This window comes from Rhodococcus sp. 05-339-2, from assembly GCF_002258965.1.
In the GTDB taxonomy this organism is placed as follows: Bacteria; Actinomycetota; Actinomycetes; order Mycobacteriales; family Mycobacteriaceae; genus Rhodococcoides.
The window spans coordinates 95,895-121,058 of the sequence record NZ_NOYW01000008.1; the positions used below are offsets into that span (position 1 = coordinate 95,895).

Genomic DNA, 25,164 nt, shown 5'->3' on the forward strand with positions numbered 1-25,164 from the left:
CGACACCAGGATCTCGACACCACGATCGATCGGTCGCGGTGTACGGGTGAACGTCAGTGCTCGAACACGCTGAGAACGGTGCGGAACTTGGCCGTGGTCTCGTCCAGCTCGGCGTCGGGGTTGGAATCGGCGACGATGCCCCCACCTGCCGTGGCCGTTCCCGAAAGTCCGTCTGCCGAGAGCTCGATGCAGCGGATCGTGACCATCCACTCGCCGTCGCCGCTGCCGTCGGTCCAGCCGACCGCTCCGGCGTAGAAGCCGCGGGAGCCCTCGACGTCTGCGATCGCCGCCATCGCCGCCGCTCGGGGGACACCGGCGACTGCGGCCGTGGGATGCAGCGCCAATGCGAGATCGAGCGCCGAGGTCGCGGGATCGGCCAAGGTGCCGACGATGGGCGTCGACAGGTGCCACAGCTGCGGAGTGCTGCTCAGCTGAGGTGATGCGGGCACGTCGAGCGACTCGCAGAACGGCGTCAACGCAGCCCGGATCTCGTCGACGACGAAGCGATGTTCGGCCTGATCCTTCGCACTGGCCGCCAACGCCGCGGAGATGCGCGCTTCCTCGTCGGGGTCGGTCGATCGTGCGGCCGTGCCGGCGAACGGATGGCAGGTGACGATGTTGCCGCGCTTGCGAACCAACAGTTCCGGGCTCGCGCCGACGATGTGCCTACCCCGATGCGTGGCGGGGGACAGGTCCGCCAGGAATCCGTTGCCCATCGGATCGCGTGAGACCAGAGCGCTGAGCACCGAGGCAGCGTCGATCGGGGAATTCGCGGTCACCTCGATGGCCCGCGCGAGGACGATCTTCTCGGCCACACCGGCTTTCAGCTGCTCGACGACATCCCGCACTCGCTGCACGTGGACGTCGGGATCGGGAATCTGTCGTGCGACGGTCACCTCGGGCAACGGCGGTTGAGCATCGACCGTCGACCAGGGTCCGTCGAGGCGGTAGAACTCCTCCGGCTCGATCAGGGCGGTGGCGTCGGACATGTCGAAAGGGATTGCGCCGACGACATTTCGGCCGTCCCGCACCGCAGTGACCGCGTCGGCGATATCGGGAAACGCGTGCCGGACACCCAGCCCGACGACGTGGTGATCATGGCGGGACAGAACGAATTCGAGAGTCATCAGAACGGGTTCTGCGTGCGGCCCACCAGGTCTGCGACGGAATCGAGAACTTTGGTCGGCCGGTACGGGTACTGCTCGACGGACTGGACCGTCGAGATCCCGGTGAGGACCAGGATGGTCTGCAGTCCGGCTTCCAGGCCCGAGAGCACGTCGGTGTCCATCCGGTCGCCGATCATCAGCGTGTTCTCGGAATGTCCGCCGATCGCGCGCAGGGCCGACCGCATCATCAATGCGTTGGGCTTGCCGACGTAGTACGGCTCCTTACCGGTGGCCTTGGTGATCAGCGCGGCCACCGAACCGGTGGCGGGCAGTGACCCCTCGCGGGACGGGCCGGTGGCATCGGGGTTGGTTGCGATGAAGCGCGAACCCCTCTCGACGAGACGAATGGCGGTGGTGATGGCCTCGAACGAGTACGTCCGGGTCTCGCCGAGCACCACGTAATCGGGGCTGGAGTCGGTGAGGGTGTAGCCGATGTCGTGCAGGGCGGTGGTCAGACCCGACTCGCCGACGACGTAGGCGCTACCACCGGGCCGCTGATTGCCCAGGAATGTCGCGGTGGCGAGGGCGGAGGTCCAGATCGACTTCTCCGGAATGTCCAGACCGGTGAATGCGAGACGCGCGCGCAGGTCACGGGGGGTGCGAATCGAATTGTTGGTCAGCACGATGAACGGAATCTCGTTGGCCTGCAGCTCGGCGAGGAACGTGTCGGCACCGGGGATCAAGTGGTCCTCGTGGACGAGCACGCCGTCCATGTCCATCAGGTACGTCCACTGCTGAGGCTTCTCGGTTTCGCTCACCCATCCATTGTGAACTACGGCGGTCGCACCGAAGGCGCGACTACGGTACTAACTCGCCTGCAGTTCCTCCGCACGCCGGGAGTTGGCTCGGTGCTGTTGTCGCTCCCGGGCTGTCGTTCCGCCCCAGACTCCGAACGGTTCGTTGGCGGCCAGTGCGAATCGTCGGCACTCGTCGATGACCCCGCAGCCCGCGCACACCTGCTTCGCGCGGTCCTCCCGTGCGCGGCGAGCCGAGCGGCCTTCGCCGGACGGGGAGAAGAAGATCTCCGAGTCCTGTCCTCGGCACAGTGCGTCGACCTGCCAATCCCAGGATTCGGTGGTGGAGGAGATTCTGCGTTCGATCATGGCGATTGCGGTGTTCTTCGACGTGGCAGAGTTGTTCGGCATCGTGGCGACCCATTCCTTTCGTCGACGCTGCGCGAGACCCGGCCCGCACAGAACGATTCGCTACCGAAAAGGCTCGCCGGGTCGATGGTGCGACGCAATGATTGAAATCAGGCTGATTCGAGGGGCTGCGGGTCGGTGCGTTGTCGACGGCTGCGGAGTGTTGCAGCATCGCCGGGTCGTGGGGATTCGTGGCAAGGTGCAGATATGACTCGGCCGCTCAGGTTCTCCGCATTCGTCATGAACACCACCTCTCATATCGTGCACGGTGCGTGGCGCAAGCCGGAAGCGGAGCAGTCCGATTTCTCCTCGTTGGAGCATTGGGTGTCGTTGGCGAAACAACTCGAGCGAGGCAAGTTCGATTTCGTGTTCTTTGCCGATGTCGTGGGGCTGTACGACGACCATCGAGGTTCGTGGGAGAAGTTCGTCGAGTCCGGTTTGCAGATTCCCAGCAACGATCCCACCGTGATCGCGTCGGCGATCGCTTACGCGACAGAGCATCTCGGGATCGCCTTGACCTCGTCGATTCTGCAGGAGCATCCGTTCAACTTCGCGCGGAAGATGTCCACGCTCGATCACGCGTCGAACGGCCGTATCGCCTGGAACATCGTCACGAGCCTGTCACCCAACGCCTGGCGCAACTTCGGCTACGGAGATCTGGCTCTGCACGAGGATCGATACGCCTGGGCGGACGAGTACGTCGACGTCGTGTACAAGCTGTGGGAGGGGTCGTGGGACGACGGAGCTCTGTTGCAGGACAAAGCATCCGGTCGACACGGTGATTTCTCGAAGGTGCACAAGATCGACCATGTCGGTGCGCGCTACAGCGTCGAGGGCCCGCATCTCGTGGCTCCGTCTCCGCAGCGGACACCGTTGTTGTTCCAGGCCGGATCATCGCCGACGGGCCGACGCTTCGCTGCGCGCAACGCCGAGGCCCAGTTCATCGCCTCTCCGACACCCGAGGCCGCGCGCTCGCTCATCGCCGACACGCGCCGTCTGGTCGTCGAGGCAGGGAGGTCCCCCGGAGACCTCGAATTCTTCCAGGGTCTGTCGTTCGTCATCGGTAGTACCGAGAGCGAAGCTCGACGCAGAGAAGCGGAGTTGGACGAATACGTCGACGACGAGGCGATGATCGCGCACGCTGCGGGTGGGATCGGCATAGATCTGGGCTCCTACGATCTGGACACCCCGATCGGTCAGGTGCAGGGAGAAGGCTCGCAGAGCACGTTGGCGTGGCTACGCGAGGCGATCACCGATCGAGAACCCACCGTTCGGGATCTGGCGCACATGCGGACTCGGAGCGGGCGGGTGGTGGGAACGCCGGAGTCCATCGCCGATCGTCTCGAACAGTGGCGCGACGCCGGCGTCGACGGGATCAACGTCATCAACTCGACGATCCCGGGCAGCTACCTGGAATTCATCGAACATCTGATGCCGGTTCTTCGGCAACGCGGGCTGGCGCAACGGGAGTACGGCCGGGGCACCGTCCGAGCCAAACTCACCGGCCGGGACAGACTGCCCGCGTCGCATCCGGCTGCCCGATACCGGGGCGTTTTCAGCTGACACCAGGCAGTTCGGAAACGTGGCAAGGGTTGAAATCATCGTGATTTCAACCCGAAAGACCACGCGCACTTGACTTTTCAATCTGACGTTCTATACATTCCTGTCACCATCCAGAGCGACCGAGAGACCTTGGCTCTACGACGTCGCAGCAACCCCGCCCTCGGGCGTGTGGGTGCTACCGCCAGGACCGATGGAGGAACTGCTGATGAACACCTGTATCCGTACGCCCGCCTGACCGGTTCGCGTACTCACAGTCCACCCTTTCGAAAGGCACCACAGCGATGATCGCTGCCCATCCGCACCGGCGGCTCCGGTGACGCAACTACAGACCTCGCCGACATCCACCGGTTCGAGCGACACCGCAGAACTGCCGGACGAGCAACTCGTCGTCGCCAGGAAGTGGCATCCGTGGCGTTGGGTCATCAGCGTCGCAACCTTGGTCGTGGTCGCTCAGTTCCTGCACGGGTTGGCCACCAATGCGGGATGGGACTGGGGCACCTTCGCTCAGTACTTCACGGCGAAATCGGTGCTCTCGGCTCTGTGGCTCACCATCCAGCTCACGTTCTGGGGGACCCTGATCGGCTTCGCCCTCGGCATCGCCCTAGCGGTGGCAAGGCTGTCGAACAATCCCGTCCTGCAGGTGATCTCGTGGTTCTACATCTGGGCGTTTCGATCCATTCCACTGATCGTGCAGCTGTTGTTCTGGTTCAACATTGCGTACCTGTATCAGACCCTGTCGCTGGGGATTCCGTTCGGTCCCAGCTTCTTCGAGTTCGACGTCAACAACGTCATCAGTGGCTCGACAGCTGCGATCATCGGACTGGCCCTGCATCAGGCTGCATACTCCGCCGAGATCGTCCGCGCCGGAATCATCTCGGTGGACCAGGGGCAGCTGGAAGCATCTGCAGCACTGGGTATTCCGAAGCGCCGAGAGTTCTTCAAGATCGTCCTCCCACAGGCGATGCGAGGCATTCTCCCCAACGCCGCCAACGAGGTGATCAGCCTGTTCAAAGGCACCTCGATCGTCTCCGTCATGGCCATCGCCGAGCTGTTCTATCAGGTTCAGGTCATCTACGGCCGAAGCGGCCGAGTCGTACCGCTGCTGATGGTGGCCACCGTCTGGTACATCATTCTCACCTCGATTCTGTCGGTGGTGCAGTACTACGTGGAACGGCACTACGCCAAGGGGGCCGTCCGCACCATCGAGCTCACGCCGATTCAGAAGCTACGGAAGAAACTGGCCGAGATCACCCTGGCCCCGCGAGGAGCAACACGATGACCACGCTCGATGCCGGCACGTCCAGATCGGAAACGAAGTACGCCGTCGAAGTGCGCGGGGTGCACAAGTCCTACGGTGCCCTCGAAGTTCTGAAGGGCGTTGACCTGACCGTTCGCCCCGGAGAGGTCACCGTGATCATCGGCCCGTCCGGATCCGGTAAGTCCACGCTGCTCCGTACCCTCAACCACCTCGAGAAGGTCGACCAGGGCACCGTTCGCGTCGACGGAGACCTGGTGGGATACCGGCGCAAGGGTTCGAAGCTGCACGAGCTCAGCAATCGCGACATCCTGCGCCAGCGTTCGCAGATCGGTTTCGTATTCCAGAACTTCAACCTCTTCCCGCACCTGACGGTGCTCGAGAATGTCATCGAGGCACCGATCTCGGCGCAGAAGCGTAAGCGTGCGGACGTCGAGCCCGAGGCACTGGCATTGCTCGAGCGGGTCGGTGTCGCCGCAAAAGCGCACGACTACCCTCGTCGGCTCTCCGGTGGCCAGCAGCAGCGAGTGGCCATTGCGAGGGCACTCGCGCTACGCCCCAAAGTAATTCTGTTCGACGAGCCCACCTCGGCGCTCGATCCGGAGCTCGTGGGCGAGGTGCTCGAAGTCATCCGTGGACTCGCCCGCGACGGTGCCACTCTGGTGATCGTCACGCACGAGGTGGGCTTCGCCCGCGAGATCGCCGACACCGTCGTGTTCATGGATTCCGGTGTGATCGTCGAACAAGGACCTCCTGCAACACTTCTCGATTCGCCGCAGCACGAGCGGACCAAAGCTTTCCTCTCCCACGTTCTGTAAACCACCTCACTTCAGCGAAAGACGGACAACACCCATGTCGAAACCATCACGCAGGCTGACGGTCATGGCCGCAGCATTGGCCATCGTGGCGCTCACTGCGACCGCCTGCAGCGAACCCGCGGCCGAGTCGCAGGTCGTCACCGAGCAGGGACAAAGCTTCGACCTCTCGCCCGAGCAGACCGAACGAGTCCGGGTCGACAAGGTCGACGAGATCGCAGCGAAAGTGCCCCAAGCCATTCGGGACCGAGGAACCCTGATCGTCACCGGCTCGGGCGGAACTGCGCCGCCGCTGCGCTTCTACGCCACCGACGACACCACCATCGTCGGATCAGAGGTCGACTTCTCCTACCTCGTCGGCGACATTCTCGGGCTGGACGTCGATCTGCAGGTTGCCGACTGGTCGCAGAACTTCGTCAAGATCGACTCCGGTGAGAACGACGTGTTCATCTCCAACGTCACGGTCACCGAGGAGCGCAAGGACAAGTACGACTTCGCCACGTACCGTCTCGACAACCTCGCCTTCGAGACCCAGAAGGACGCCGACTGGAAGGTCGAGAAGCGTCAGGACATCGCAGGCAAGAAGATCGGCGTCGGCTCCGGCACCAACCAGGAGCAGCTGCTGGTGGACTGGAACGAGGCCAACGTGGCCGAAGGTCTCGCGCCGGCGGAACTCGCCTACTACCAGAACACGTCCGATTACTACCTGGCGCTGGGATCGAAGCGAATCGACGGCTATCTCGGCCCCAACCCCTCTGCCGTCTACCACGCGGCAACCAGTGGGGAATCGAAGGTCGTCGGGACGTTCTCCGGGGCCGGCGATGCGTTGCAGGGCGAGATCGCGGTCCTGACCAAGAAGGACAACGGTCTCATCGAGGCCATCCACGAGGCACTGCAACATGCCATCGACGACGGCAGCTACCAGCGGGTCATCGATCGGTGGGGCCTTCAGTCCGAGGCCGTGTCCGAGTCCGTCATCAATCCGCCCGGGCTGCCTCGCAAGCCCGCAGCGTAGGTACACGGTGAAAGTAGTGGTCGTCGGCGGCGGCATCGTCGGAGCGTCGTCGGCGTGGCAGATCGCCGAACGCGGGCACGACGTCACCGTGCTCGAGCAATTCGGTCCGGGACACAAGAACGGTGCCTCGCACGGCAGTTCGCGGATCTTTCGGCATGCCTACGCCGACGACCACTACGTATCACTGGCCGCTCGGGCGCACACGCTCTGGCGAGATCTCGAAACCGCTACCGACACCGACTTGTTGGACATCACAGGGGCTGTGGATCATGGAGATCCGGCGACGGTGAATCCGAGGATCGACGCACTGAAGCGAGCCGGGCTCGAGTTCGAGGTTCTCGAACCGGTTGCTGCGCAGCGGCGGTGGACCGGACTTCGATTCGACACCACTGTGCTGTTCCATGCCGAGGCCGGGCGACTGCACGCTGATCGCAGCGTCGCCGCAGCAACGGCAGCAGCTCGATCTCGCGGTGCGACCGTCGAATACGAGACGCCGGTGCGCGAGCTCTCCGGCTCCGACGTGGTGACGGACACTCGCACCTACGTGGCCGACGTGGTCGTCCTCGCTACAGGAGCGTGGACATCCGAGTTCGTGCCGCAGGGAGTGATTCCACCTTTGGTCACCACCCAGGAACAGCCGGCACATTTCGTACCGCTGTGCCCGGACGTGGAGTGGCCGACCTTCATTCATCATCCCGGTGCACTTCTGGATACGGCCGGCATCTACGGCTTGTCCTCACTCGACGGCATCAAGATCGGCGAACACGCCACGGGACCGGTCGTCGATCCGCACACCCGCGACTTCGTGCCCGAACCAGCGGGAGTCGATCGCCTGATCGCGTACGCACGCAACTGGCTCCCGGGAGTGAACGCCGATACGGCCGACCCGCTGACGTGCCTGTACACCAGTACGCCCGATTCCAACTTCGCCATCGGACGCACAGGCAACACCGTTGTCGCTGCGGGATTCTCGGGCCACGGATTCAAGTTCGCCCCTGCGGTCGGGGAACTGGTCGCAGATCTGGTCGACGGATAGACGAGACAGGAAGCACATGAGCGCAACGTTCGACCTGAACACCCGCACTGGCGATGCCGGTCCAGGGCGGCTTACCTTCGTCGAAGTCGATCAGAACGATCCACTCGCGACGCCTCTGCTCCAGGAGCTGGCGAACGAATACGCGTCCAGGTACGGCCGTAGTCCCGGCGTTCAGTACCAAGAATTGAAGTCGTATCCCGCACAGGAATTCGTCCCGCCGGGCGGTGTGCTGGTCATAGCATTGTCCGACGGCGTTCCTGTGGCGGGAGGTGCGTACCGGCAGTACGACTCGGATACCGCTGAGCTCAAACGTATCTGGACCTCGAAAGAGCACCGCGGCAGGGGATTCGGCAAGCGTGTCGTTGCCGAGCTGGAACGCAGCGCACGTGAGCGCGGATATCGCCGCGTCTATCTGACGACCGGCTGGAACCAGCCCGAGGCTGTGGCGCTGTACTTGTCAGCCGGATACACCCCACTGTACGACCGGAGCCTGCCGTCCAGGACTGTGGGATCACATCCCTTCGAGAAGAGTCTCGAATGAGCCCGTTGCAGTGAGTGCCCCACCCGCGCCACGACTGGACACTCGAAGCGCCGGCACCACTGCAGAAGCAATCGTATGCGCCGCCGCAGGTTTCACTACCTTGCTCGACTCGGCCGTCCTGGGCATCGGGATACCCGCTATCCGTAGTTCGCTCGATGCCGGTACCTCCGAGGTCCAGTGGATTCTGGCGAGCTACACACTGACGTTCGGGTTGGCGCTGGTCCCATCAGGACGGCTCGGAGACGTGATCGGTCGTCGCCGGTTGTTCCTGTGCGGGCTCGCATTGTTCTCGGTTATGGGGCTACTCGGCGCGATGGCTGCCGACCCGTGGATGGTTGTGGCCGCTCGACTCGGCCAGGGTGTGGGTGCCGGAGTGGTGTCTTCTCAGGTGCTCGGCATCATCACCGATCGGTTCTCCGGTCGGGAACGAGCACGGGCGTTGGGCGCGTACAGCACGGCGGGCGGTATGGCCGGGCTGTGTGGTCCCGTGCTCGGTGGCGCATTGCTCGGCCGGCTCGATCCGGATGTCGGTTGGCGAGTGTTGTTGATGCTGAACGTACCGTTCGCGGTGGTGACGTTGATCCTCGCTGTGGTGTATTTGCGGCCGGATCGCGTTGCTCGGCAGGGTGTCCGCGTCGATTCCGTGGGGTTGCTCGCGCTGGGTACTGCAACGCTGCTGCTGTTGCTTCCATTGGTGTCATCGATGGCGTTCGTGTTCAAGGTGTTGTCGGTGTCTGCCTCGGGCGCAATGCTGGTCGGGTTCCTGTTGTGGGAGCGGCGTTTCGCGGCACGCGGGAGTGTGCCCGTTCTGCTGCCTGAGCTTCTGGCTCGACGCGGTTACGTCTTGGGCACGTTGGTGGCGATGTTCTGGTTCGGCGCGGTGCTGGCCCTCAACGCGGTGCTCAGCCTGTATCTGATCGAAGGACTCGGCTTCAGTGCTCTGCGTGCGGCTCTGGTGATGGCTGGGAGTTCGCTGATGATGGCCGTCACCTCGGCGTTCGGTTGGCGGCTGGTGTCGAGGTTCGGACGTTCGGCGGTGGTGGGGGCGGTTGTCGTCGAAATCGCAGTGGTCGCCGGGTACATCGGTACGGTCAATACCGTTCCGCGAGAACATGTGGTGATCGTTTTCGTAGTACTTGCGGCCGTGTCGGGGGTCGCGAGCGGTCTGGTGGACGCACCCAATCGTGGTTTGACCCTCGAGTACGCCCCGGCCGGGGCGAGTGGCGTCGCAGCTGCTTTCCTGCAACTGTCACAACGACTCTCGGCGACAGTTGCGTTGGCGGCGGTATCGGGGATCTATCTCGGGATACTCGGGTCCTCGACGGGTGGTTACGGCCGGGCCGTCGCCGCTGGACTGGGAGTGTGTCTCGCAATGCTGTTGTTGTCGCTCGTCTTCGCCATCGCCGACGCGCGTCGTAGACGAGGCCTCGAAGGCCTGAAGTCGTGACCGGAGCGGATGTGAAGAACGACGATATCCCGCCGGGTGGGCACGCACCGCACTCGGCAATCGGTACCGCGATCGAGGTTGCCATCGAGGGTCTGGACCGGGGCGAATTGCCGATCGGGGCAGTGGTCTTCGACGCCGAACGGGTGCTCGGAAGGGCGTACGCATAGGAGCGAGCGCAGGGTCGGCGTCGTGTACATGCTGATCTGCTCGCTCTGGAACAGGCAGACAGGGCGCCCGGTTTCGTCCGGCGTCGGGGGGGGGGGGGGCTGACTCTCGCGGTGACCGTCGAGCCGTGTCTTATGTGCATGGGCACTGCTGTAGCGCTCGGCGTGAGCAGGGTGTGGTTTGCTCTCGAGTCGCCCGACGACGGAGCGGCCGAACTATTGCGTGTTTGGCAACCACCGGTCCAGTCTCCGCACTTCGTCAAGCCACGCGAGGTGCTCTGCGGGATTCGTCGTGACGAGTCCCGGAGGCTGTTCCGTAGATACGCAGAGGGAACGGGTCCGGCAGGAATGCGCCGGTGGGCGCGGCAACTCGGCAATCAGTAGGGCGGACGTCTCGCTGTGTGGGTAGCGATCAGCGCGTCCGGTCTGCAGTGTTCGCGTTGTATTCGAGCGCGGCGGCGACCCAGAATTCCAGTGCCTTTTCGCTGTTCAGCGAGTTTGCGTCGACGGTGATCCACCCTTGGCCCATCGACCGGTCTCGTCCCATCACGGCGTGGTGTGCTCCCTCCCGCTGGAGATATTCGGGTTCGCGCACACCGTCGACACGAACCAGCAGAGCGCGGGTTCCGGTCCCGACGCACACCACCATTTTCTCGCGCACCATAAACGCCAGACCGCCGAACATCTTCTGCTCGCGCAGATTCGCTTCATCGGCGAGAGTGGCGCGGACGCGGTCTGCGAGTAGCTCGTCGAACGGCATGTCCTACCTCTCCGGTGGTCGCTGCCCTCATCGAAGACCTGTTCCGCATCGGACGCAACCGCGAATCACCCCGTGTGTGGACTGCTGTGTCGGTAGCAGGTTGTGCAGAAGCAGAGCGGTGTCCTCGAGGCAGGGCTGTGCCCTGACGGTGATGTGGGTCGTCAGGCGGGTTGTCGTGGTTCCTCATCGCCGGTGTCGTTGTGGTTGTCGGGTGGGTAGAGGACTTCTTCTGGGTGGTGTGCGTGGTTGATCAGGCCTCTGCGTGTGGGGTCCATTCCGGCGGGTGGGTGCCACAGTGTGCGGCCCGGGTACCGATGTCGGGCTCCGGTTTTGGTGGTGGCCCACGTGCCTGGTCCGGTGCCGACGAGTGCGTGGTGCATGTCGCAGCCGAAGGTCAATCCGTCGATGTCGGTGTAGCCGCCGGTGTTCCAGTCGGTGAGGTGGTGGGCTTGGCACCAGGTTGCGGGGCGGGTGCAGGAGGGGAAGCTGCAGCCACGGTCGCGGGCGATGAGCACGATGCGTTGGTCGGCGGAGGCGATGCGTTTGGAGCGGCCGAGGTAGAGGGCTCGGCCGTGGTCGTCGAAGATGGTCAGGTAGTGGTGGGCGTGCGAGGCCATGCGGATCGCGTCGCGGATCGACACCCGTGATCCGGTGGCGGTCATGGCGTAGCCGCAGCCGGCTTCGAGGTCTTTGAGGGTCATGGTGACGATGGCGGTGACGGGTAGGCCGCGGTGGGTGCCGAGGGTGCCGGAGGCCAGGGTGTGTCGGAGCGCGAGTTTGAGGGCGTCGTGTTGGCGTTCGCGTTGGGTGCGGATATCCCGCGCGGCGGCAGCGTCGCGTGCTGCGGTGTCCGGTGCGTCGTCGGTGTCGGATCCGACGGCGTCGTCGGGATTGGTTGCGAGGTCCGGGTCGGTTGTGTCGCCGGGCTCAGCACTGTCCTCTGGTTCTGTGGTGTCGTCGTGCCCTGTGCCGCAACCACAGTCGATGCCGTCACCGTCGCAGGGATCGTCGCCGTCGAATGAACCGTCGTTCCACAGTCCCGCATCGCTCCACAGTCCCTGATCGCTCGTCGAACGGTCGTCCGGCTCCGGCTCCGGTGGCGGTGGCGGTGGCGGCGGGGTGTCGGTATCGCAGACGCCACTCGGTGTGGGCGAATCCGGTTCGGCTGCTGCAGGATCGGGACGCGCACCGTCGCTCGCAGCGGCAGTGTTCGTGCTGTCCTCGCCGCCGCAAGTGCTGTCGGTCTCGTCATGCACGACGGACGTCGGGTCGGCGGGGTTGTTGACGCCCGGTTTCGCGGCTTTGGAGAACAAGGCTTCGAGGTAGGCGCGTAGTTCGGGGTCGACACAGAATTTTCCTTCGGACATTCCGTCGGCACCCTGCTCACCGAGGTAGAAGAACGCATCCCTGCGTTTCGGTGGCTTCGGTGGCTTCCCGTCTTCGTCCTCGTCTTCGTCTTCGTCGTGGTCGCCGTCGGGGTTGAGGATCGAATCCAGGTGCGCCACCAACGGTGCGAAATCGTCGGGTCGCCTGGTCGAGGCGTAGCCCGCCAGTTGCTCGTCGGCGAGCTCGCGGGTCTGCGGATCGATACTCGGGGGGAGATGCCTGAAGAATTCGCGGATCATCTGCACATGCTTGGCATCGAGCAACCCCGCCCGCAACGCTCCCGCGGTGTGCGGCAGCAACGGCGGCAGGACTTCACCGGAGAGGGCGGTGCGGTCACCCAACTCGGCAGCCAGACGCACCCGAGCACCGGCTGCTCGCGGGGTGATCCGCAGCATCCACGCCACCGACGACGGCACCGATCCCGGATACACATCGAGCCCGTGCTGAGAGATCAGCTCGTTGAGCCAGGTGTACGAGTACGCCGTCAGCGATCTGGTCAGCATCTCCATCCGTTGAATCACCGCGCGCCGGTCCGCATTCGTCCACGACACCGACGCCTGCCCGGCCAACTCCGCGACCGCGGATTCCACAGCGGTCACCAGCGCAGACAAGTCGGGATCGGACACCTCGGGGGCGGGCGGCACCGTCTCGATGCCGTCCACCCCTGATACGCCGTCCCCCGAAAGCATGCACAGAATCTATCGCGACCCACCGACACACTTTCGAACACACGTTCTCCGTCAGAGCACGCTGCGAGACGGTCGGACCGAGCAGAATCGCCAACCTGGAATCGGTATGTGGCGCATTACAGATGGATCGATAGTGTGACGTTGTCGATTCTGCGTAACGCCGAGTCGCGCCAGCGCTGGTCACGGCGTTCAATAACGGTCAAGGCCGACGTAACGACCACAGCAGCGGCGCTGGTTTCGGTGACGATCGTGCTGCGTGTCAGTAACTCCGCCACTCGTGTGTCGAGCCGGTGTCCGTCAGCTGCGTGTGACCCAATGGGGATGATCGAGATGAACGACGCGTTTCGCTTTGTCGCTTCGTGCAGTTCGCCGAGAGAATTGGTCACCCGACTCCAGTTCGGCACGACGGAATTGTGGTCCGAGGACGTCGACCTCCCCACCGGTTGGCGGTATATGGCCGACTTGATCGACTCCGATAGAGGGCTGCTCGCCGAATTGGACGGCGCAGTCTCCATACCGGTCGTCGATACTCTCACTGCGACGGCGGAACTGTGCAGACAATCGGCTACCGAGCGTGTGTTCGCATCCGACTGGATGCTGCTGCGGCGTGCGTTGGCGTGGCTCGGACGCACAGGTTCCGAAGTCGACCACGCGCTACTTGCTGTGGCCGACGAGTTGACGCTGATCGGGCTGGATGCTGCGGAGCAGGATTTCTCGGTCGCAACTTGGCTGTGTGTGGATGTATTGGATCGGTTCGCCGCGGCCGACGAAACAATCGGCTACTGGGTGCGACGCGTGTGCGATCACGAATCGAACAGGTCAGAGCAACACATCGATTCGGAACCTATCGGCAGCGAAGACAGTGAATTGACCGTTGCCGTCTGACTGTTGGGGTGATTCCGGCCGCCGTCCATTCCTATCCCACGTCGTGCGCAATTCCTACCCCGGTTGGCAACTGCGACGACCCTCTCGTAGTATCGGAGGCGTAGGACCATCCAGAGCGACCGAGAGACCTGGCTCTATGACGTCGCAGCAACCCCCCGCTTGTCGGGTGAGGGTGCTACCGCCGGGACCGATGGAGGAATTTACGTGAACACCCGAGTCGCCTCAGGTTTCGTCGACGGTTGCCGCCGTCTCCATGTGGATCTGTGCCGTCTGAACGGTTCCACCTGTCGTAGCTGACGGCCTTTCATCGTCGGTTCCTCACCTCACCTTTCGTAAGCACTCCTGCCTCGGCGCATGTCGCTGGGACGTCGGGAATGGTCTTGCCACAGAACAGATATCGGAGACACCCACGTGTCCACTCGCACCACCGTCCTCGGCGTCGCAGCATTGGCAGCGGTCACAGTGCTCGCCGGTTGCGCCGGCGGTACCACCACCTCGAATGCCGATGCCGGCCCCGCCCAGCCGGGCGGCACGCTGCGCTACGGCCTGTCCGGGGCCCCGACCTGCTCCGACCCCGCGCAGTCCGGCACCAATCAGACGATCTATGTCACCCGACAGGTGGTCGACTCACTCACCGATCAAGATCCGGAGACCGGCGAGATCGAACCGTGGTTGGCCGAGAGCTGGGAAGTGAGTCCCGACGCGAGGTCGTTCACCTTCCAGCTGAAAGACGGAGTGACGTTCAGCGACGGCACCCCGCTCGACGCCACCGCCGTCAAGGACAATTTCGATGCCATCACCGGAACCCTCGGTGCCGCCAAGGCGCCACTGGCCGCCAGCTACCTGACCGGATATCAGGGTGCCACGGTCGTCGATCCGCTCACGGTCCGCATCGAGTTCTCGGCACCCAATGCGCAGTTCCTCCAGGCGAGTTCGACACCTCAGCTGGGAATCCAGTCCACTGCGACGTCGGCGCAGTCGGCCGAGTCGCGGTGCTTGGGTACCAACATCGGATCGGGACCGTTCACCTACGCGGACTACCAGCAGGACCGCTCCGTCACCTTGGCCAAGCGAACCGGATACAACTGGGGCTCTGCGGTGTTCGGCCACGAGGGTGAGGCGTACCTGGACCGCATCGAATTCACCATCGTGCCAGAGTCGGGTGTACGTACCGGCAGTTTGTCCTCCGACCAGCTCGACGCGGTCAGTGACGCGCTGCCGCAGGACGCGCCGCAGATCGAGGCGGTCGGTGGCCGGATCCTCACGACATCCAACCCCGGCGTTCCGTTCGGCATTCAGCCCAACGTCACTCGCGGTGCGCTGCAGGACCCCGCCGTTCGGACGGCTCTGGTGCCGGCGATCAATCGTCAGGAACTCGTCGACACGGTCCTCGGACCGGACTTCCGCACGGCCACAAGCACATTGGCCAGTGCTACCCCGGGCTACGTCGAACTCGCAGATGTCACCTACGATCCCGAGAAGTCGAAGTCGCTCCTCGACGCCGCGGGCTGGGTTCCCGGTGCTGACGGAATACGCGAAAAAGACGGACAGAAGCTGAGTTTCAAGGTCATGTACTCGGCCGTGTTCGCCGGCAACCAGGCGATCCTGGAGCTGACCCAGCAGCAGTTGCGCGCGGTCGGCGTCGACCTACAGCTCGAGCTGGTGTCCACGTCGGAGGCGACGGCGCGGCAAGGCACCAAGGACTACGACTCCACGTACTACAACAGCACCCGCGCCGACGGCGACATTCTGCGCACATCGTTCGCAGTCGACGGCCGCAACCTCAATGCGCGCGGCCCGATTCCGGATCTGGATGCATCGTTGACGGAGCAGCTCTCGGCCACGGACGTTGCAGCGCGCAACGAGATTCTCGCAACCGCGCAGGAACAGATCCTCGACAACGGATTGTGGATCCCCACGATCGAGCTCTCGCAGGCCGTCGGCGCGGCTTCGGCGGTGCAGGATCTGAAGTTCGAGGCCTCGGCCCGCCTGCAGTTCTTCGACACCTGGCTGAGCGGGCAGTAGCGCCGTGATCCGCTACATCGGGCAGCGAGTACTGCAGGCACTTGCGGTGCTGTGGGCCGCCTTCACCATCTCGTTCATCGTTCTCTTCCTCCTTCCCTCGGACCCGGTCAGTCTTGCCGTCGACTCGGCCGGATCGGGCACGCCGGCGGACGCTGCAGCCATCGCCGAACTGCAGGCTCGCTACGGCCTGGATCAGCCGGTGCTGGTGCAGTATTGGCATTCACTGGTCGGGGCCGTGCAGGGTGATTTCGGATTGTCGATCGCCACCGGCCAACCGGTGACGACGGCCATCCTCGACGCGGTACCGAGCACACTCGGTCTGGCGGGGACAGCGCTGGTGTTGGCCGTCGTGTTCGGATCCGCGGTGGCCTACGCCGCCACGTACACCCGTACCGGCTGGCTGAAGAATTTGCTGCTCGCCCTCCCACCGCTCGGGGTGGCCGTGCCGACGTTCTGGGTGGGACTACTGCTGCTGCAACTGTTCTCGTTCCGACTTCGCTGGTTCCCGGCGTTCGGTGACGCAGGCGCAGCGTCGTTGGTGCTACCTGCCGTGACGCTCGCTCTACCGACCGGCGCTGTCATCGCCCAGGTTCTGGCCACCAGCATGGCCACCACGTGGAAGCAGCCGTTCGTCGATGTGGCTCGCGCCAAGGGGGTCTCACGCCTGCGGGTGCAAACTCGACACGTTCTGCGACTGTCCTCGATCCCCGCCTTCACGATTGCCGGGGTCCTGGTCGGCACCCTGCTGGCCGGATCGGTAGTGGTCGAGACGGTCTTCTCGCGTGCAGGAGTGGGACGTCTGACGCAGACGTCGGTGCTGGCGCAGGACATTCCGGTGGTGCAGGGCATCGTCGTTCTCACTTCGCTGGTCTTCGTCCTGGTCAATCTCGCAGTCGACCTGCTCTATCCGCTGATCGATCCGCGCATCGTGCGCGAATACCGGCCCGCGCAGGCCAGTGCAGAACCGGAGAAAGCTCATGTCTGACATCCTGATTCGTGAACCTGCCGTCCATTCGACAAGTCCCGAGGCAGGCGAAGCAGCACCGGTACCCAGGCGGCGACGAGGTCTGCGAGACGTGGTGAAACACATCTGGCTCGGTGCCTCCGTGATCGTGCTGTTGTCGGCTCTCGGGTTCGCGCTGTTCCCGTCCGTCTTCGCCAGCGGCGACCCGCTGGTCGGCACGCCGGCCGACAAGCTCCAGGCACCCAGCGCGTCGCACTGGTTCGGCACCGACAACATCGGCCGTGACGTCTTCACCCGAGTGGTCCACGGTTCCGGACTGTCGCTGACGGCAACGCTGTTGGCGGTCGGTATCGCACTGGTGGTCGGCTCGATCATCGGTCTGGTCTCGGGCGCCGTCGGCGGAATCGTGGACGCGGTGCTGATGCGAATCGTCGATGTCCTGCTGTCGATTCCGACGTTGTTGCTCTCGTTGGCGCTGGTGACCGCACTGGGCTTCGGCACCGTGAACGTCGCTATCGCCGTCGGAGTCACGCTGATCGCCAATTTCGCCCGAGTGATGCGCTCGGAGGTACTGCGGGTGCGCAGATCGCTGTACGTCGAAGCGGCGTACGCCTCGGGTGTGCGGTGGTTCGATGTCTTCCGCAGGCACATCCTCAGAAACTCGTACGGCCCTGTGATCGCTCTCGCTGCAGTCGAATTCGGTATGGCGGTTCTCGCGGTATCGGCGCTCAGCTTCCTCGGTTTCGGTGCTGCTCCGCCCACCCCGGAGTGGGGATCGCTGATATCCGAGGGCCGCAACTTCCTGGCCACCGCATGGTGGATGACCACATTGCCGGGATTGGTGATCGTGGCCGTCGTCGTGTCCGCGCACCGCCTCGGGCATGCACTCGAGAGGCGATCGCGATGAGCCCCATTCTCGAAGTAGAGAATCTGCACGTGAACTACGGTGAGACGACCGCCGTCTCCGGCATCGGGTTCACCGTCGACCGCGGTGAAGTGGTGGCCGTGGTCGGTGAATCGGGCTCCGGAAAGTCGACGACTGCGCACGCCCTCATCGGGCTGCTCTCGGGTTCCGGACGCATCGTGGGCGGATCGGTGACGTTCGACGGGCAAAGGCTCGATACGGCGTCGGACAAGACGCTGAACCGGTTGCGCGGCCGCCACATCGGGCTCGTCCCGCAGGACCCGACCACCTCGCTGAACCCGGTTGTTCGCGTCGGCGACCAGGTTGCCGAGGTGCTGCGGGTGCACGGTCTGGCCGATCGCCGCTCCGCGAAGATCGAGGCGATTCGGATCCTGACCGAAGCCGGGCTGGACAACCCCGAGGTGCGAGCGCGGCAGTATCCGCAGGACCTGTCCGGTGGGCAGCGTCAGCGCGTATTGATCGGAATCGCTCTCGCGTGCCGCCCGGAACTGGTGATCGCCGACGAGCCGACCAGCGCCCTCGACGTCACCGTCCAGCGTCGCATCCTGGACCATCTCGACACCAGGATCGCCGAGACCGGTGCCGCGGTCCTGCTGATCACCCACGACTTGGGCGTGGCTGCGGACAGAGCCGACCGCCTCATCGTCATGAGCGCAGGACGGATCGTCGAATCCGGCCCCACTGCAGAGGTGCTGGCGAACCCGACCCACGCGTACACACGTCAGCTGTTGGCTGCAGCGCCCTCGTTGAACACCGCCGTACGACCCGCGCGCCCCACGGTCGGCGAGCCGATCCTGACGGTCGGCGACGTCTCGAAGCGCTTCACCATCGGCCGCGGCGTCCACCTCGATGCGGTCAAGGGAGCCACATTGACCGTCGAACGTGGGCGCACCGTCTCGCTCGTCGGCGAATCCGGTTCCGGCAAATCCACGTTGGCGCGCATCGCGATCGGTCTCGAGACCGCGTCGTCGGGGTCGGTCACGTTCGACGGCAGGGACATCACGGGTCTGCGTGGCAAGGCCAAGCGTGAACTGCGGCGGCGTGTACAGATCGTCTATCAGAACCCGTACGCCTCACTGAACCCGAAGTTGCGCGTCGGGGAGATCGTGCGAGAACCGTTGGACGCGTTCAAGGTCGGTACCTCGCGTGAGCGTTCCGAGCGTGCCAGGACGCTGCTCGATCAGGTGGCACTCACCAGCGATTACCTGGCCCGGCGGCCGGCCGAGCTCTCCGGTGGGCAGCGTCAGCGCGTTGCCATCGCCCGCGCGTTGGCCCTCGCGCCGGAGCTGGTGGTGCTCGACGAGCCGGTCTCGGCCCTCGACGTATCGGTGCAGGCGCAGATTCTGACGCTGCTGGGCGACCTGCAGTCCGAGCTGGGTCTGAGCTACCTCTTCATCTCCCACGATCTGGCCGTGGTGCGTCAGATCAGCGACACCGTGGCCGTGATGCGATCCGGAGTCATCGTGGAATACGGCGACACCGCAGCACTGTTCGACAATCCACAGCAGGACTACACCCGCGAGCTACTCGGGGCCATCCCCGGAAGCGCGCACGAGAAAGCGAGCACCAGTGTCTGACACGCTGTTCCTGACCGCGATCGAGCTGAAAGGCACCGGCGCACATTCGCAGGCCTGGCGTCGCCCCGACTCCCGCGCCGAAGAAGTGTTCACAGCAGGATTCTGGATCGACCAGCTCCAGGCTGCAGATCGAGCAGGTGTCGATCTCGCCTTCCTGGGCGATTCGTTCGCCAGTCGGACGCTCGAGGCCGCAGCCGTCGCGGCACGGGCAGCCGCCCTCACCGAGAAGATCGGGCTGGTGCCTACGATCACCGTCACGCACACCGAGCCGTTTCACATCTCGAAGCAGATCGCGAGCCTGGATTTCGCATCCCACGGCCGGGCCGGGTGGCAGGTCGAGGTCAGTCCGGGAGCCGAGCAGGCAGCGCTGTTCGGACGAAAAGCGGAGCAGGACAACAGTAGTCTGTGGCGTGAGGCGGACGAGGCAGTCGAGGTCGTCACCAGGCTCTGGGACAGCTGGGAGGACGACGCCGAGATTCGCGACGTCGAGTCGGGGCGGTTCATCGACCGAGACAAGCTGCACTACATCGACTTCGAGGGTGAGAACTTCTCGGTCAAGGGCCCGTCCATCACTCCGAGGTCTCCGCAGGGGCAGCCGCTCGTCGTGATCCGCGTGGACTCCACGGAGTCCGTGTCGGTGGCCGCGGCGCGCGCCGACATCGTCCGCATCGCCGCCGACACAGTCGAGGATGCGGCCACTGTTGCCGCCCGTATTCGACGGGCCGTCGTTGCGGAAGGCCGTGACCCGGCCAACGTGTTCGTTCTGTTGGATGTGGAGACCCTGGTATCCGATTCTGCCGCTGAAGAACTCGCTCAGCTCGACAACTGGGCGGGGCACGTCAGAGTCGCCGAGTCCGTGTCGCATATCGGCGACCTGGCGGGCTTGCACCTGCTCCTCGGATCCGTCGAGGCGGCCGGTCTGGACGGAGTCACGCTGGTACCGCTCGCGCTGCCGTCCGGAGTGGCAGCACTACCGGCCACGGACACCCGCAGCGGATCGACCTTGCGCGAGCGTCTCGGCCTGAGACGTCCGGCCAATCGCTATGCACTCGAAGGGAAGAGCCTGTGACGAAGAAGCAGATTCATCTGGGTGCCCATTTCCCGGGCGTCAACAACACCACCGTCTGGGCCGATCCGGAGTCAAAGAGCCAGATCGAGTTCGATTCGTTCGTACACCTCGCCGAATCGGCCGAACGCGGCCTGTTCGACTTCTTCTTCCTCGCCGAAGGGCTGCGACTGCGTGAGCACCGCAACAAGATTCACGACCTCGATGTAGTAGGGCGACCCGATACGCTCACCGTCCTCAACGCGCTTGCGTCGGTGACGAGCAGGCTCGGACTTGCCGGGACGATCAACACGACCTTCAACGAGCCGTTCGAGCTCGCCAAACAGTTCTCGTCGCTGGATCACCTGTCCGACGGTAGAGCGGCGTGGAACATGGTGACGTCCTCGGACGCGTTCACGGGCGAGAATTTTCGGCGGGGCGGCTACCTCGATCGTGCCGACCGCTACGTGCGTGCCAACGAGAACATCGACGTCGCGCGAAAGTTCTGGGACTCATGGCAGTCCGACGCGTTCGTCGTCGATCGCGAGCGTGGAGTCTTCGGCCGCGAATCGGAGATCGGAACGGTCCGGCATTCCGGACCCCAGTTCGATGTGGAGGGCCGCTTCACGCTGCCGCGCAGTCCGCAGGGACATCCGGTTCTGTTGCAGGCGGGCGATTCCGACGAAGGTCGAGAATTCGGTGCCGCCAAGGCCGACGCGATCTTCACCATCCACGGCACTCTCGAGGACGGGCAGAAGTTCTACTCCGACGTGAAGGGTCGGCTCGCCAAGTACGGCCGCGATCACGACGACCTGAAGGTGCTGCCCGCGGCGACGTTCGTGCTCGGAGATTCTGCGCAGGACGCCGCCGAGAAGGCGGATCACATCCGGCATCAGCAGGTCAGCGGCAGGACGGCCATCGCGTTCCTCGAACAGGTGTGGGGACAGGACCTGTCCGCATACGATCCCGACGGGCCACTGCCCGACATCGAACCCAGCGGCGATGTGTCGATCACCCGTGGCCGTGCGAGACACGGCGACCCCAGAACCATCGCCCAGCAGTATCGCGAGCGAGCCGAAGCAGACAACCTGAGTATTCGTGAACTGATCATCGCGATGACGACACGGCAGCAGTTCGTCGGAACCCCTGCGCACGTGGCCGAGGAGATCGACAGTTACGTGCAGAACAACGCGAGCGACGGCTTCATTCTCGTCCCGCACATCACCCCTGCCGGCCTCGACGAATTCGTCGACAGAGTGATTCCGGAATTACAGGACCGCGGCAGCTTCCGCACCGAATACACCGGCACCACCTTGCGCGAGCACCTCGGTCTGCGGCATCCGTACGAACAGCGAGAAGGAGTGCGAGCATCATGAGCGATTTCGAGCAGGACTGGAAGCAGTGGCATGCCGAGCGAGAGGCGTCCTACGGCGATCCCTTCGGTTGGGTGTCGTTGACCGGGTTGTATTGGTTGACCGATGAATTCGAGACCGTCGCGGATCTTCCCGGCCGGTGGAGGGCCGACGCCGATTCGGTGACCGTCGAGGGGTTCGATGGCGTGACCGCGCTGAATCCGGTGGAGGGCGCACCGGGCATCCTGGTGCAGGACGGAGATCGGCGTATCGAGGTGATCCGTCGGACCGGTTCGGTCGCGCTGCGGGTGCACGATCCGAAAGCGCAGACCCTGCAGTCGTACGACGGCATCCCGGCCTACGAGCCCGACGAGGAGTTCGTTGCCACCGGGACGTTCACCCCGTACGACTCTCCGGTGACCGTCACGACCGGAGCCGTGGTGGAAGGACTCGAACATCACCACTCGGCCGTGGGCACTCTCGACTTCGAGTTGGCCGGTGCCTCTGCGCAGCTGATTGCCTTCGGTGGCAACGGCAATGGTCTGAAGGTCCTGTTCACCGACGCCACGAGCGGGGTGACCACCTATCCGGCTGCACGGATCCTGGCAGTGCCCGCACCGGTGGACGGCACCGTCGTTCTCGATTTCAACCGGGCATCGAACCTTCCGTGTGCGTTCACCGACTACGCGACGTGCCCGGTTGCGCCTACCGAGAACAGGCTGACCATCGCCGTCGAGGCAGGGGAGAAGAACCCGAGATGACCCGAGTTCCATTGTCCGTTCTCGATCTGTCCCCGATCAGCGAGGGGTCCACCGTCCAGCAAGCGCTGCGAAACACGGTCGACCTTGCACGCCAGACCGAGGAGTGGGGCTACGAGCGCTATTGGGTGGCCGAGCACCATTTTGTCGGGGTCGCGAGTTCGTCGCCCGCGGTGCTGATCGGCCTGATTGCTGCTGCCACCAACAGGATTCGCGTCGGATCGGCGGCCGTTCAACTCGGATTCACCACGGCCGCAGCTGTCGTCGAATCGTTCGGGACCGTCGACGCGTTGTATTCGGGAAGGATCGATCTGGGGGTCGGTCGGTCGGGTCAGCGACGAGCCGAGGCGGTCGCAGGCGATGGGCAGGGAATGCCCGAGCGTGTGTCGTCGCCCGATCCCAGTGGGCTCTTTCCTCCCGCACCGGCGGAGGCTGCACCACGTAGGACCCCACTGCTCTCGGCGTCCCTGGCCGCGCTGCAACAGCCCGAGGCGCAGGCACCGGATTTCGTCGGTCAGCTCGACGATCTGGCCGCGCTGCTCGCCGGGACTTACGAACGGGACGGTGTGCCGTTGACGGCGAGGCCGGGTGCGGGTGCGGGCTTGTCGGTGTGGCTCTTCGGCAGCAGCGCGGGGCCGACCGCGCGTGAGGCAGGTGCGCGTGGTCTGCCCTTCGCGGCCAGCTATCACTTCAGCCCGGGCACGACGCTCGACGCGATCGACGAGTATCGCCGATCCTTCGTGCCCTCGGCAGGTCTGTCCGAGCCGTACGTGGCGGTGTCGGCCGATGTGGTCGTCGCGGAATCGGACGAGCAGGCACGTGGGCTGGCAGCGTCGTTTCCGCAGTGGGTGTACAGCATTCGCAGTGGACACGGTGCCGCCGAGTATCCGAATCCCGACGGTGCCAGGCCGTTGACCGACGAGCAGTATCGGCTCGTCGCCGATCGGGTGGAGACCCAGTTCGTCGGATCCGCAGCCACCGTGACGGACAGGATGGAGGCGTTGCAGGAGGCGACGGGCGCGGACGAACTGGTGCTCACCTCGGTGACCTACGATCACGTGGATCGGTTGCGTTCGTACGAGCTGCTCGGTAAGGAGTGGGGACTGCCGCGACTACGGGTGTGATCGGAACATACTCACCGCATCGACCGTTGGAGGTTCCATGACACGAGCAGCAGTGGCAGCGTCCTACGGTGGGCCGGACGTCATCGAGATCGTCGAACGAGAGGTTCCCGAACCGTCCGACGGTGAGGTCCTGGTCGAGCTCAAGGCGATCGGCGTCAATCCCTTCGACTACAAGAGCTACAGCGGCGCGTTCGGCACCGACGAATCCAAGCTCCCGATCGCGTTGGGCAGTGAGGCGTCGGGCATCGTCGTTGCGGTCGGCGGAGACGTCGAGGGGCCGGTCGGACCCATCGCCGTCGGCGACGCCGTGATCGTGTCGGGCCGAAACGGTACCTACGCCGAGAGGATTCTGGTTCCCGCACGGTTCGTCTTTCCGAAGCCGGCCGCATTGGACTGGAACGTTGCTGCCGGAGTGCTGGCCGTAGCCGGAACGGCCTACGACGCACTCGAATCCGTCGCCGTGAAAGACGGTGACACGGTCCTCGTGCACGGGGCCGCAGGCGGCGTCGGATCCGTCGTGGCCCAGCTCGCGAAAGAGCGCGGTGCCACCGTCATCGGAACCGCACGCGCACAGAATCACGACGCACTGCGAGCATTCGGGGCCGAGCCCGTCGAATACGGTGATGGCTTGCTCGATCGTGTTCGTGCGGCTGCCCCGAACGGTATCGATGCAGCCGTCGATGCCGTGGGTACCGACGAGGCCATCGATGTCTCTCTCGAAGTGCTCACGGACCGAGCACGTTTGGTGACGACGGCCGCCTTCGGCCGTGCTGAAGCGGACGGGTTCTCGACCGTCGGTGGGCCGGCAAGCATGGAGCGTCGACGCCTCGCATCGCCCGCCCTGTTGAAGCAGGCCGCCGCGGGAGTCATCGAAGTGACGGTCGCCAAGACCTTCCCGCTCTCCGACGCCGCGAGGGCGCACGCCGAACTGCAGTCGACGCACCCGCGCGGAAAGTTCGTCCTGATTCCCTGACGCGGGAGCTGTGCGATCCGCTCTGTGGCGGGCCGCCGCGGACGTTCTGCGATCGGTTAGCGTTGGCGCATGAACTCGGCCACGGACGACCTGGTGAAGAGCTACCTCGACGCCCTCCATCGCGCCGACCTCGATGCGATCGTGAGTCTGTTCGCGCCAGGTGCCGTTGTGCATTCGCCGTTGTACGGTCCGACTCCCGCACCCGACTTCTATCGCGCTTTGTTCATCGATACCGACAGCGCGGAGCTGACGTCGAAGGGCGTGTCAGAGGGGCGCACCTCGGCAGGAACGCGGCTCGTCACGTTCTGGTTCCATTTCGACTGGCGGCTACCCTCCGGGGTGGCTGCCCCGTTCGACGTCGTCGATGTCGCCGAACTCGACGACGACGGCCGGATCACAACACTGTCGATCGTGTACGACACGGTCGACGTGCGACCAGCTTTCGAACGGGAGACCGGATCTTCTTGGAGGTCGACGGAACAGGATCGGTAGCGCCAGGCCTTCGAATCAGCGTGATTGCAACGGGTGCGCTATTCGGGCGGCGAGCCTAGCGTCGC

At 64.5% G+C, this 25,164-nt stretch carries 25 protein-coding genes, 1 pseudogene and 2 riboswitches; of the genes and pseudogenes, 20 read left to right on the top strand and 6 right to left on the bottom strand.

Translation table 11 applies throughout. The features are described from left to right. Positions 1–53: 53 nt before the first annotated feature. From CH273_RS06685 to CH273_RS06695, 3 genes are all read right to left on the bottom strand, one after another. Entirely contained in the window at positions 54–1,127 is a 1,074-nt protein-coding gene (locus tag CH273_RS06685) for an isochorismate synthase (RefSeq protein WP_032397132.1), read from the bottom strand. Further along, positions 1,127–1,885: an HAD-IIA family hydrolase gene (locus CH273_RS06690; protein ID WP_094631006.1), complete on the bottom strand. Its 759-nt coding sequence runs from the start codon at positions 1,883–1,885 to the stop codon at positions 1,127–1,129. Before CH273_RS06690 ends, CH273_RS06685 begins: the two co-directional genes overlap by 1 nt. 87 nt (positions 1,886–1,972) lie before the next feature. Next, entirely contained in the window at positions 1,973–2,311 is a 339-nt protein-coding gene (locus tag CH273_RS06695) for a WhiB family transcriptional regulator (protein WP_371828383.1), read from the bottom strand. Positions 2,312–2,515: 204 nt separating this feature from the next. On the opposite strand from CH273_RS06695, the gene CH273_RS06700 reads away from it, so the two are divergent. From CH273_RS06700 to CH273_RS06735, 9 genes and pseudogenes are all read left to right on the top strand, one after another. Further along, positions 2,516–3,871 carry an LLM class flavin-dependent oxidoreductase gene (locus tag CH273_RS06700; RefSeq protein WP_032397128.1) on the top strand — a complete coding sequence of 452 codons (1,356 nt, stop codon included), beginning with the start codon at positions 2,516–2,518 and terminating at the stop codon, positions 3,869–3,871. Positions 3,872–3,974: 103 nt separating this feature from the next. Then, a riboswitch (SAM riboswitch) is annotated at positions 3,975–4,068 on the top strand. Between the two features lie 116 nt (positions 4,069–4,184). Then, entirely contained in the window at positions 4,185–5,150 is a 966-nt protein-coding gene (locus CH273_RS06705; protein WP_032397127.1) for an amino acid ABC transporter permease, read from the top strand. Beyond that, positions 5,147–5,944 (top strand): amino acid ABC transporter ATP-binding protein, encoded by a 798-nt coding sequence (locus CH273_RS06710; RefSeq protein ID WP_032397126.1) that lies wholly within the window; start codon positions 5,147–5,149, stop codon positions 5,942–5,944. Before CH273_RS06705 ends, CH273_RS06710 begins: the two co-directional genes overlap by 4 nt. Positions 5,945–5,978: 34 nt before the next feature. Beyond that, complete coding sequence (locus CH273_RS06715; protein ID WP_032397125.1) at positions 5,979–6,956, top strand: ABC transporter substrate-binding protein; 978 nt, start codon at positions 5,979–5,981, stop codon at positions 6,954–6,956. Positions 6,957–6,963: 7 nt separating this feature from the next. Then, positions 6,964–7,992: an FAD-dependent oxidoreductase gene (locus CH273_RS06720; protein WP_032397391.1), complete on the top strand. Its 1,029-nt coding sequence runs from the start codon at positions 6,964–6,966 to the stop codon at positions 7,990–7,992. A gap of 16 nt (positions 7,993–8,008) precedes the next feature. After that, positions 8,009–8,533, top strand: a complete 525-nt coding sequence (locus tag CH273_RS06725; RefSeq protein WP_052049992.1) for a GNAT family N-acetyltransferase — start codon at positions 8,009–8,011, stop codon at positions 8,531–8,533. A gap of 10 nt (positions 8,534–8,543) precedes the next feature. Next, positions 8,544–9,980, top strand: coding sequence for an MFS transporter (locus CH273_RS06730; protein WP_082322605.1), 1,437 nt, complete (start codon positions 8,544–8,546; stop codon positions 9,978–9,980). A gap of 11 nt (positions 9,981–9,991) precedes the next feature. Further along, a complete protein-coding gene (locus CH273_RS28105) occupies positions 9,992–10,147 on the top strand; it encodes a tRNA-specific adenosine deaminase (RefSeq protein ID WP_196248827.1) in 156 nt (51 codons plus the stop codon). An 18-nt stretch (positions 10,148–10,165) separates the two neighbouring features. Continuing rightward, positions 10,166–10,528: pseudogene (locus CH273_RS06735) on the top strand (deaminase); the annotation flags it as partial. A gap of 28 nt (positions 10,529–10,556) precedes the next feature. On the opposite strand, the gene CH273_RS06740 reads toward CH273_RS06735, so the two are convergent. The 3 genes from CH273_RS06740 to CH273_RS27340 form a co-directional block, all read right to left on the bottom strand. After that, positions 10,557–10,904 carry a TfoX/Sxy family protein gene (locus CH273_RS06740; protein WP_032397123.1) on the bottom strand — a complete coding sequence of 116 codons (348 nt, stop codon included), beginning with the start codon at positions 10,902–10,904 and terminating at the stop codon, positions 10,557–10,559. A 161-nt stretch (positions 10,905–11,065) separates the two neighbouring features. After that, positions 11,066–12,979: an HNH endonuclease signature motif containing protein gene (locus tag CH273_RS06745; RefSeq protein WP_094637971.1), complete on the bottom strand. Its 1,914-nt coding sequence runs from the start codon at positions 12,977–12,979 to the stop codon at positions 11,066–11,068. 116 nt (positions 12,980–13,095) lie between these two features. Beyond that, a complete protein-coding gene (locus CH273_RS27340) occupies positions 13,096–13,365 on the bottom strand; it encodes a hypothetical protein (RefSeq protein ID WP_143546183.1) in 270 nt (89 codons plus the stop codon). Between CH273_RS27340 and CH273_RS06750 the strand changes: the two genes are divergently transcribed. The 11 genes from CH273_RS06750 (at position 13,358) to CH273_RS06800 (ending at position 25,099) form a co-directional block, all read left to right on the top strand. Further along, positions 13,358–13,864 (top strand): hypothetical protein, encoded by a 507-nt coding sequence (locus tag CH273_RS06750; RefSeq protein ID WP_155290780.1) that lies wholly within the window; start codon positions 13,358–13,360, stop codon positions 13,862–13,864. The two genes, CH273_RS27340 and CH273_RS06750, sit on opposite strands and share 8 nt — an antisense overlap. 103 nt (positions 13,865–13,967) lie before the next feature. Beyond that, positions 13,968–14,061, top strand: a riboswitch (SAM riboswitch). 265 nt (positions 14,062–14,326) lie between these two features. Beyond that, positions 14,327–15,889, top strand: coding sequence for an ABC transporter substrate-binding protein (locus CH273_RS06755; protein WP_371828355.1), 1,563 nt, complete (start codon positions 14,327–14,329; stop codon positions 15,887–15,889). A gap of 4 nt (positions 15,890–15,893) precedes the next feature. Continuing rightward, the gene (locus tag CH273_RS06760) at positions 15,894–16,874 is read left to right on the top strand and encodes an ABC transporter permease (RefSeq protein WP_032393739.1); all 981 of its coding nucleotides are present in this window, start codon (positions 15,894–15,896) and stop codon (positions 16,872–16,874) included. Further along, on the top strand, positions 16,867–17,760 hold the full coding sequence (locus CH273_RS06765; RefSeq protein ID WP_032393740.1) for an ABC transporter permease: 894 nt from the start codon (positions 16,867–16,869) through the stop codon (positions 17,758–17,760). Before CH273_RS06760 ends, CH273_RS06765 begins: the two co-directional genes overlap by 8 nt. Continuing rightward, complete coding sequence (locus tag CH273_RS06770; protein WP_032393741.1) at positions 17,757–19,355, top strand: dipeptide ABC transporter ATP-binding protein; 1,599 nt, start codon at positions 17,757–17,759, stop codon at positions 19,353–19,355. The genes CH273_RS06765 and CH273_RS06770 overlap by 4 nt, the downstream gene beginning before the upstream one ends. Beyond that, positions 19,348–20,424, top strand: coding sequence for an LLM class flavin-dependent oxidoreductase (locus CH273_RS06775; protein ID WP_032393742.1), 1,077 nt, complete (start codon positions 19,348–19,350; stop codon positions 20,422–20,424). Before CH273_RS06770 ends, CH273_RS06775 begins: the two co-directional genes overlap by 8 nt. Next, on the top strand, positions 20,421–21,776 hold the full coding sequence (locus CH273_RS06780) for an NtaA/DmoA family FMN-dependent monooxygenase (RefSeq protein WP_032393743.1): 1,356 nt from the start codon (positions 20,421–20,423) through the stop codon (positions 21,774–21,776). The genes CH273_RS06775 and CH273_RS06780 overlap by 4 nt, the downstream gene beginning before the upstream one ends. After that, the gene (locus CH273_RS06785; protein WP_032393744.1) at positions 21,773–22,513 is read left to right on the top strand and encodes a DUF1684 domain-containing protein; all 741 of its coding nucleotides are present in this window, start codon (positions 21,773–21,775) and stop codon (positions 22,511–22,513) included. The genes CH273_RS06780 and CH273_RS06785 overlap by 4 nt, the downstream gene beginning before the upstream one ends. After that, positions 22,510–23,634 (top strand): LLM class flavin-dependent oxidoreductase, encoded by a 1,125-nt coding sequence (locus tag CH273_RS06790; protein ID WP_032393745.1) that lies wholly within the window; start codon positions 22,510–22,512, stop codon positions 23,632–23,634. The genes CH273_RS06785 and CH273_RS06790 overlap by 4 nt, the downstream gene beginning before the upstream one ends. Positions 23,635–23,671: 37 nt before the next feature. Next, positions 23,672–24,607 (top strand): NADP-dependent oxidoreductase, encoded by a 936-nt coding sequence (locus tag CH273_RS06795; RefSeq protein ID WP_032393746.1) that lies wholly within the window; start codon positions 23,672–23,674, stop codon positions 24,605–24,607. A gap of 69 nt (positions 24,608–24,676) precedes the next feature. Further along, positions 24,677–25,099 (top strand): nuclear transport factor 2 family protein, encoded by a 423-nt coding sequence (locus CH273_RS06800; protein WP_032393747.1) that lies wholly within the window; start codon positions 24,677–24,679, stop codon positions 25,097–25,099. Positions 25,100–25,164 lie beyond the last annotated feature (65 nt).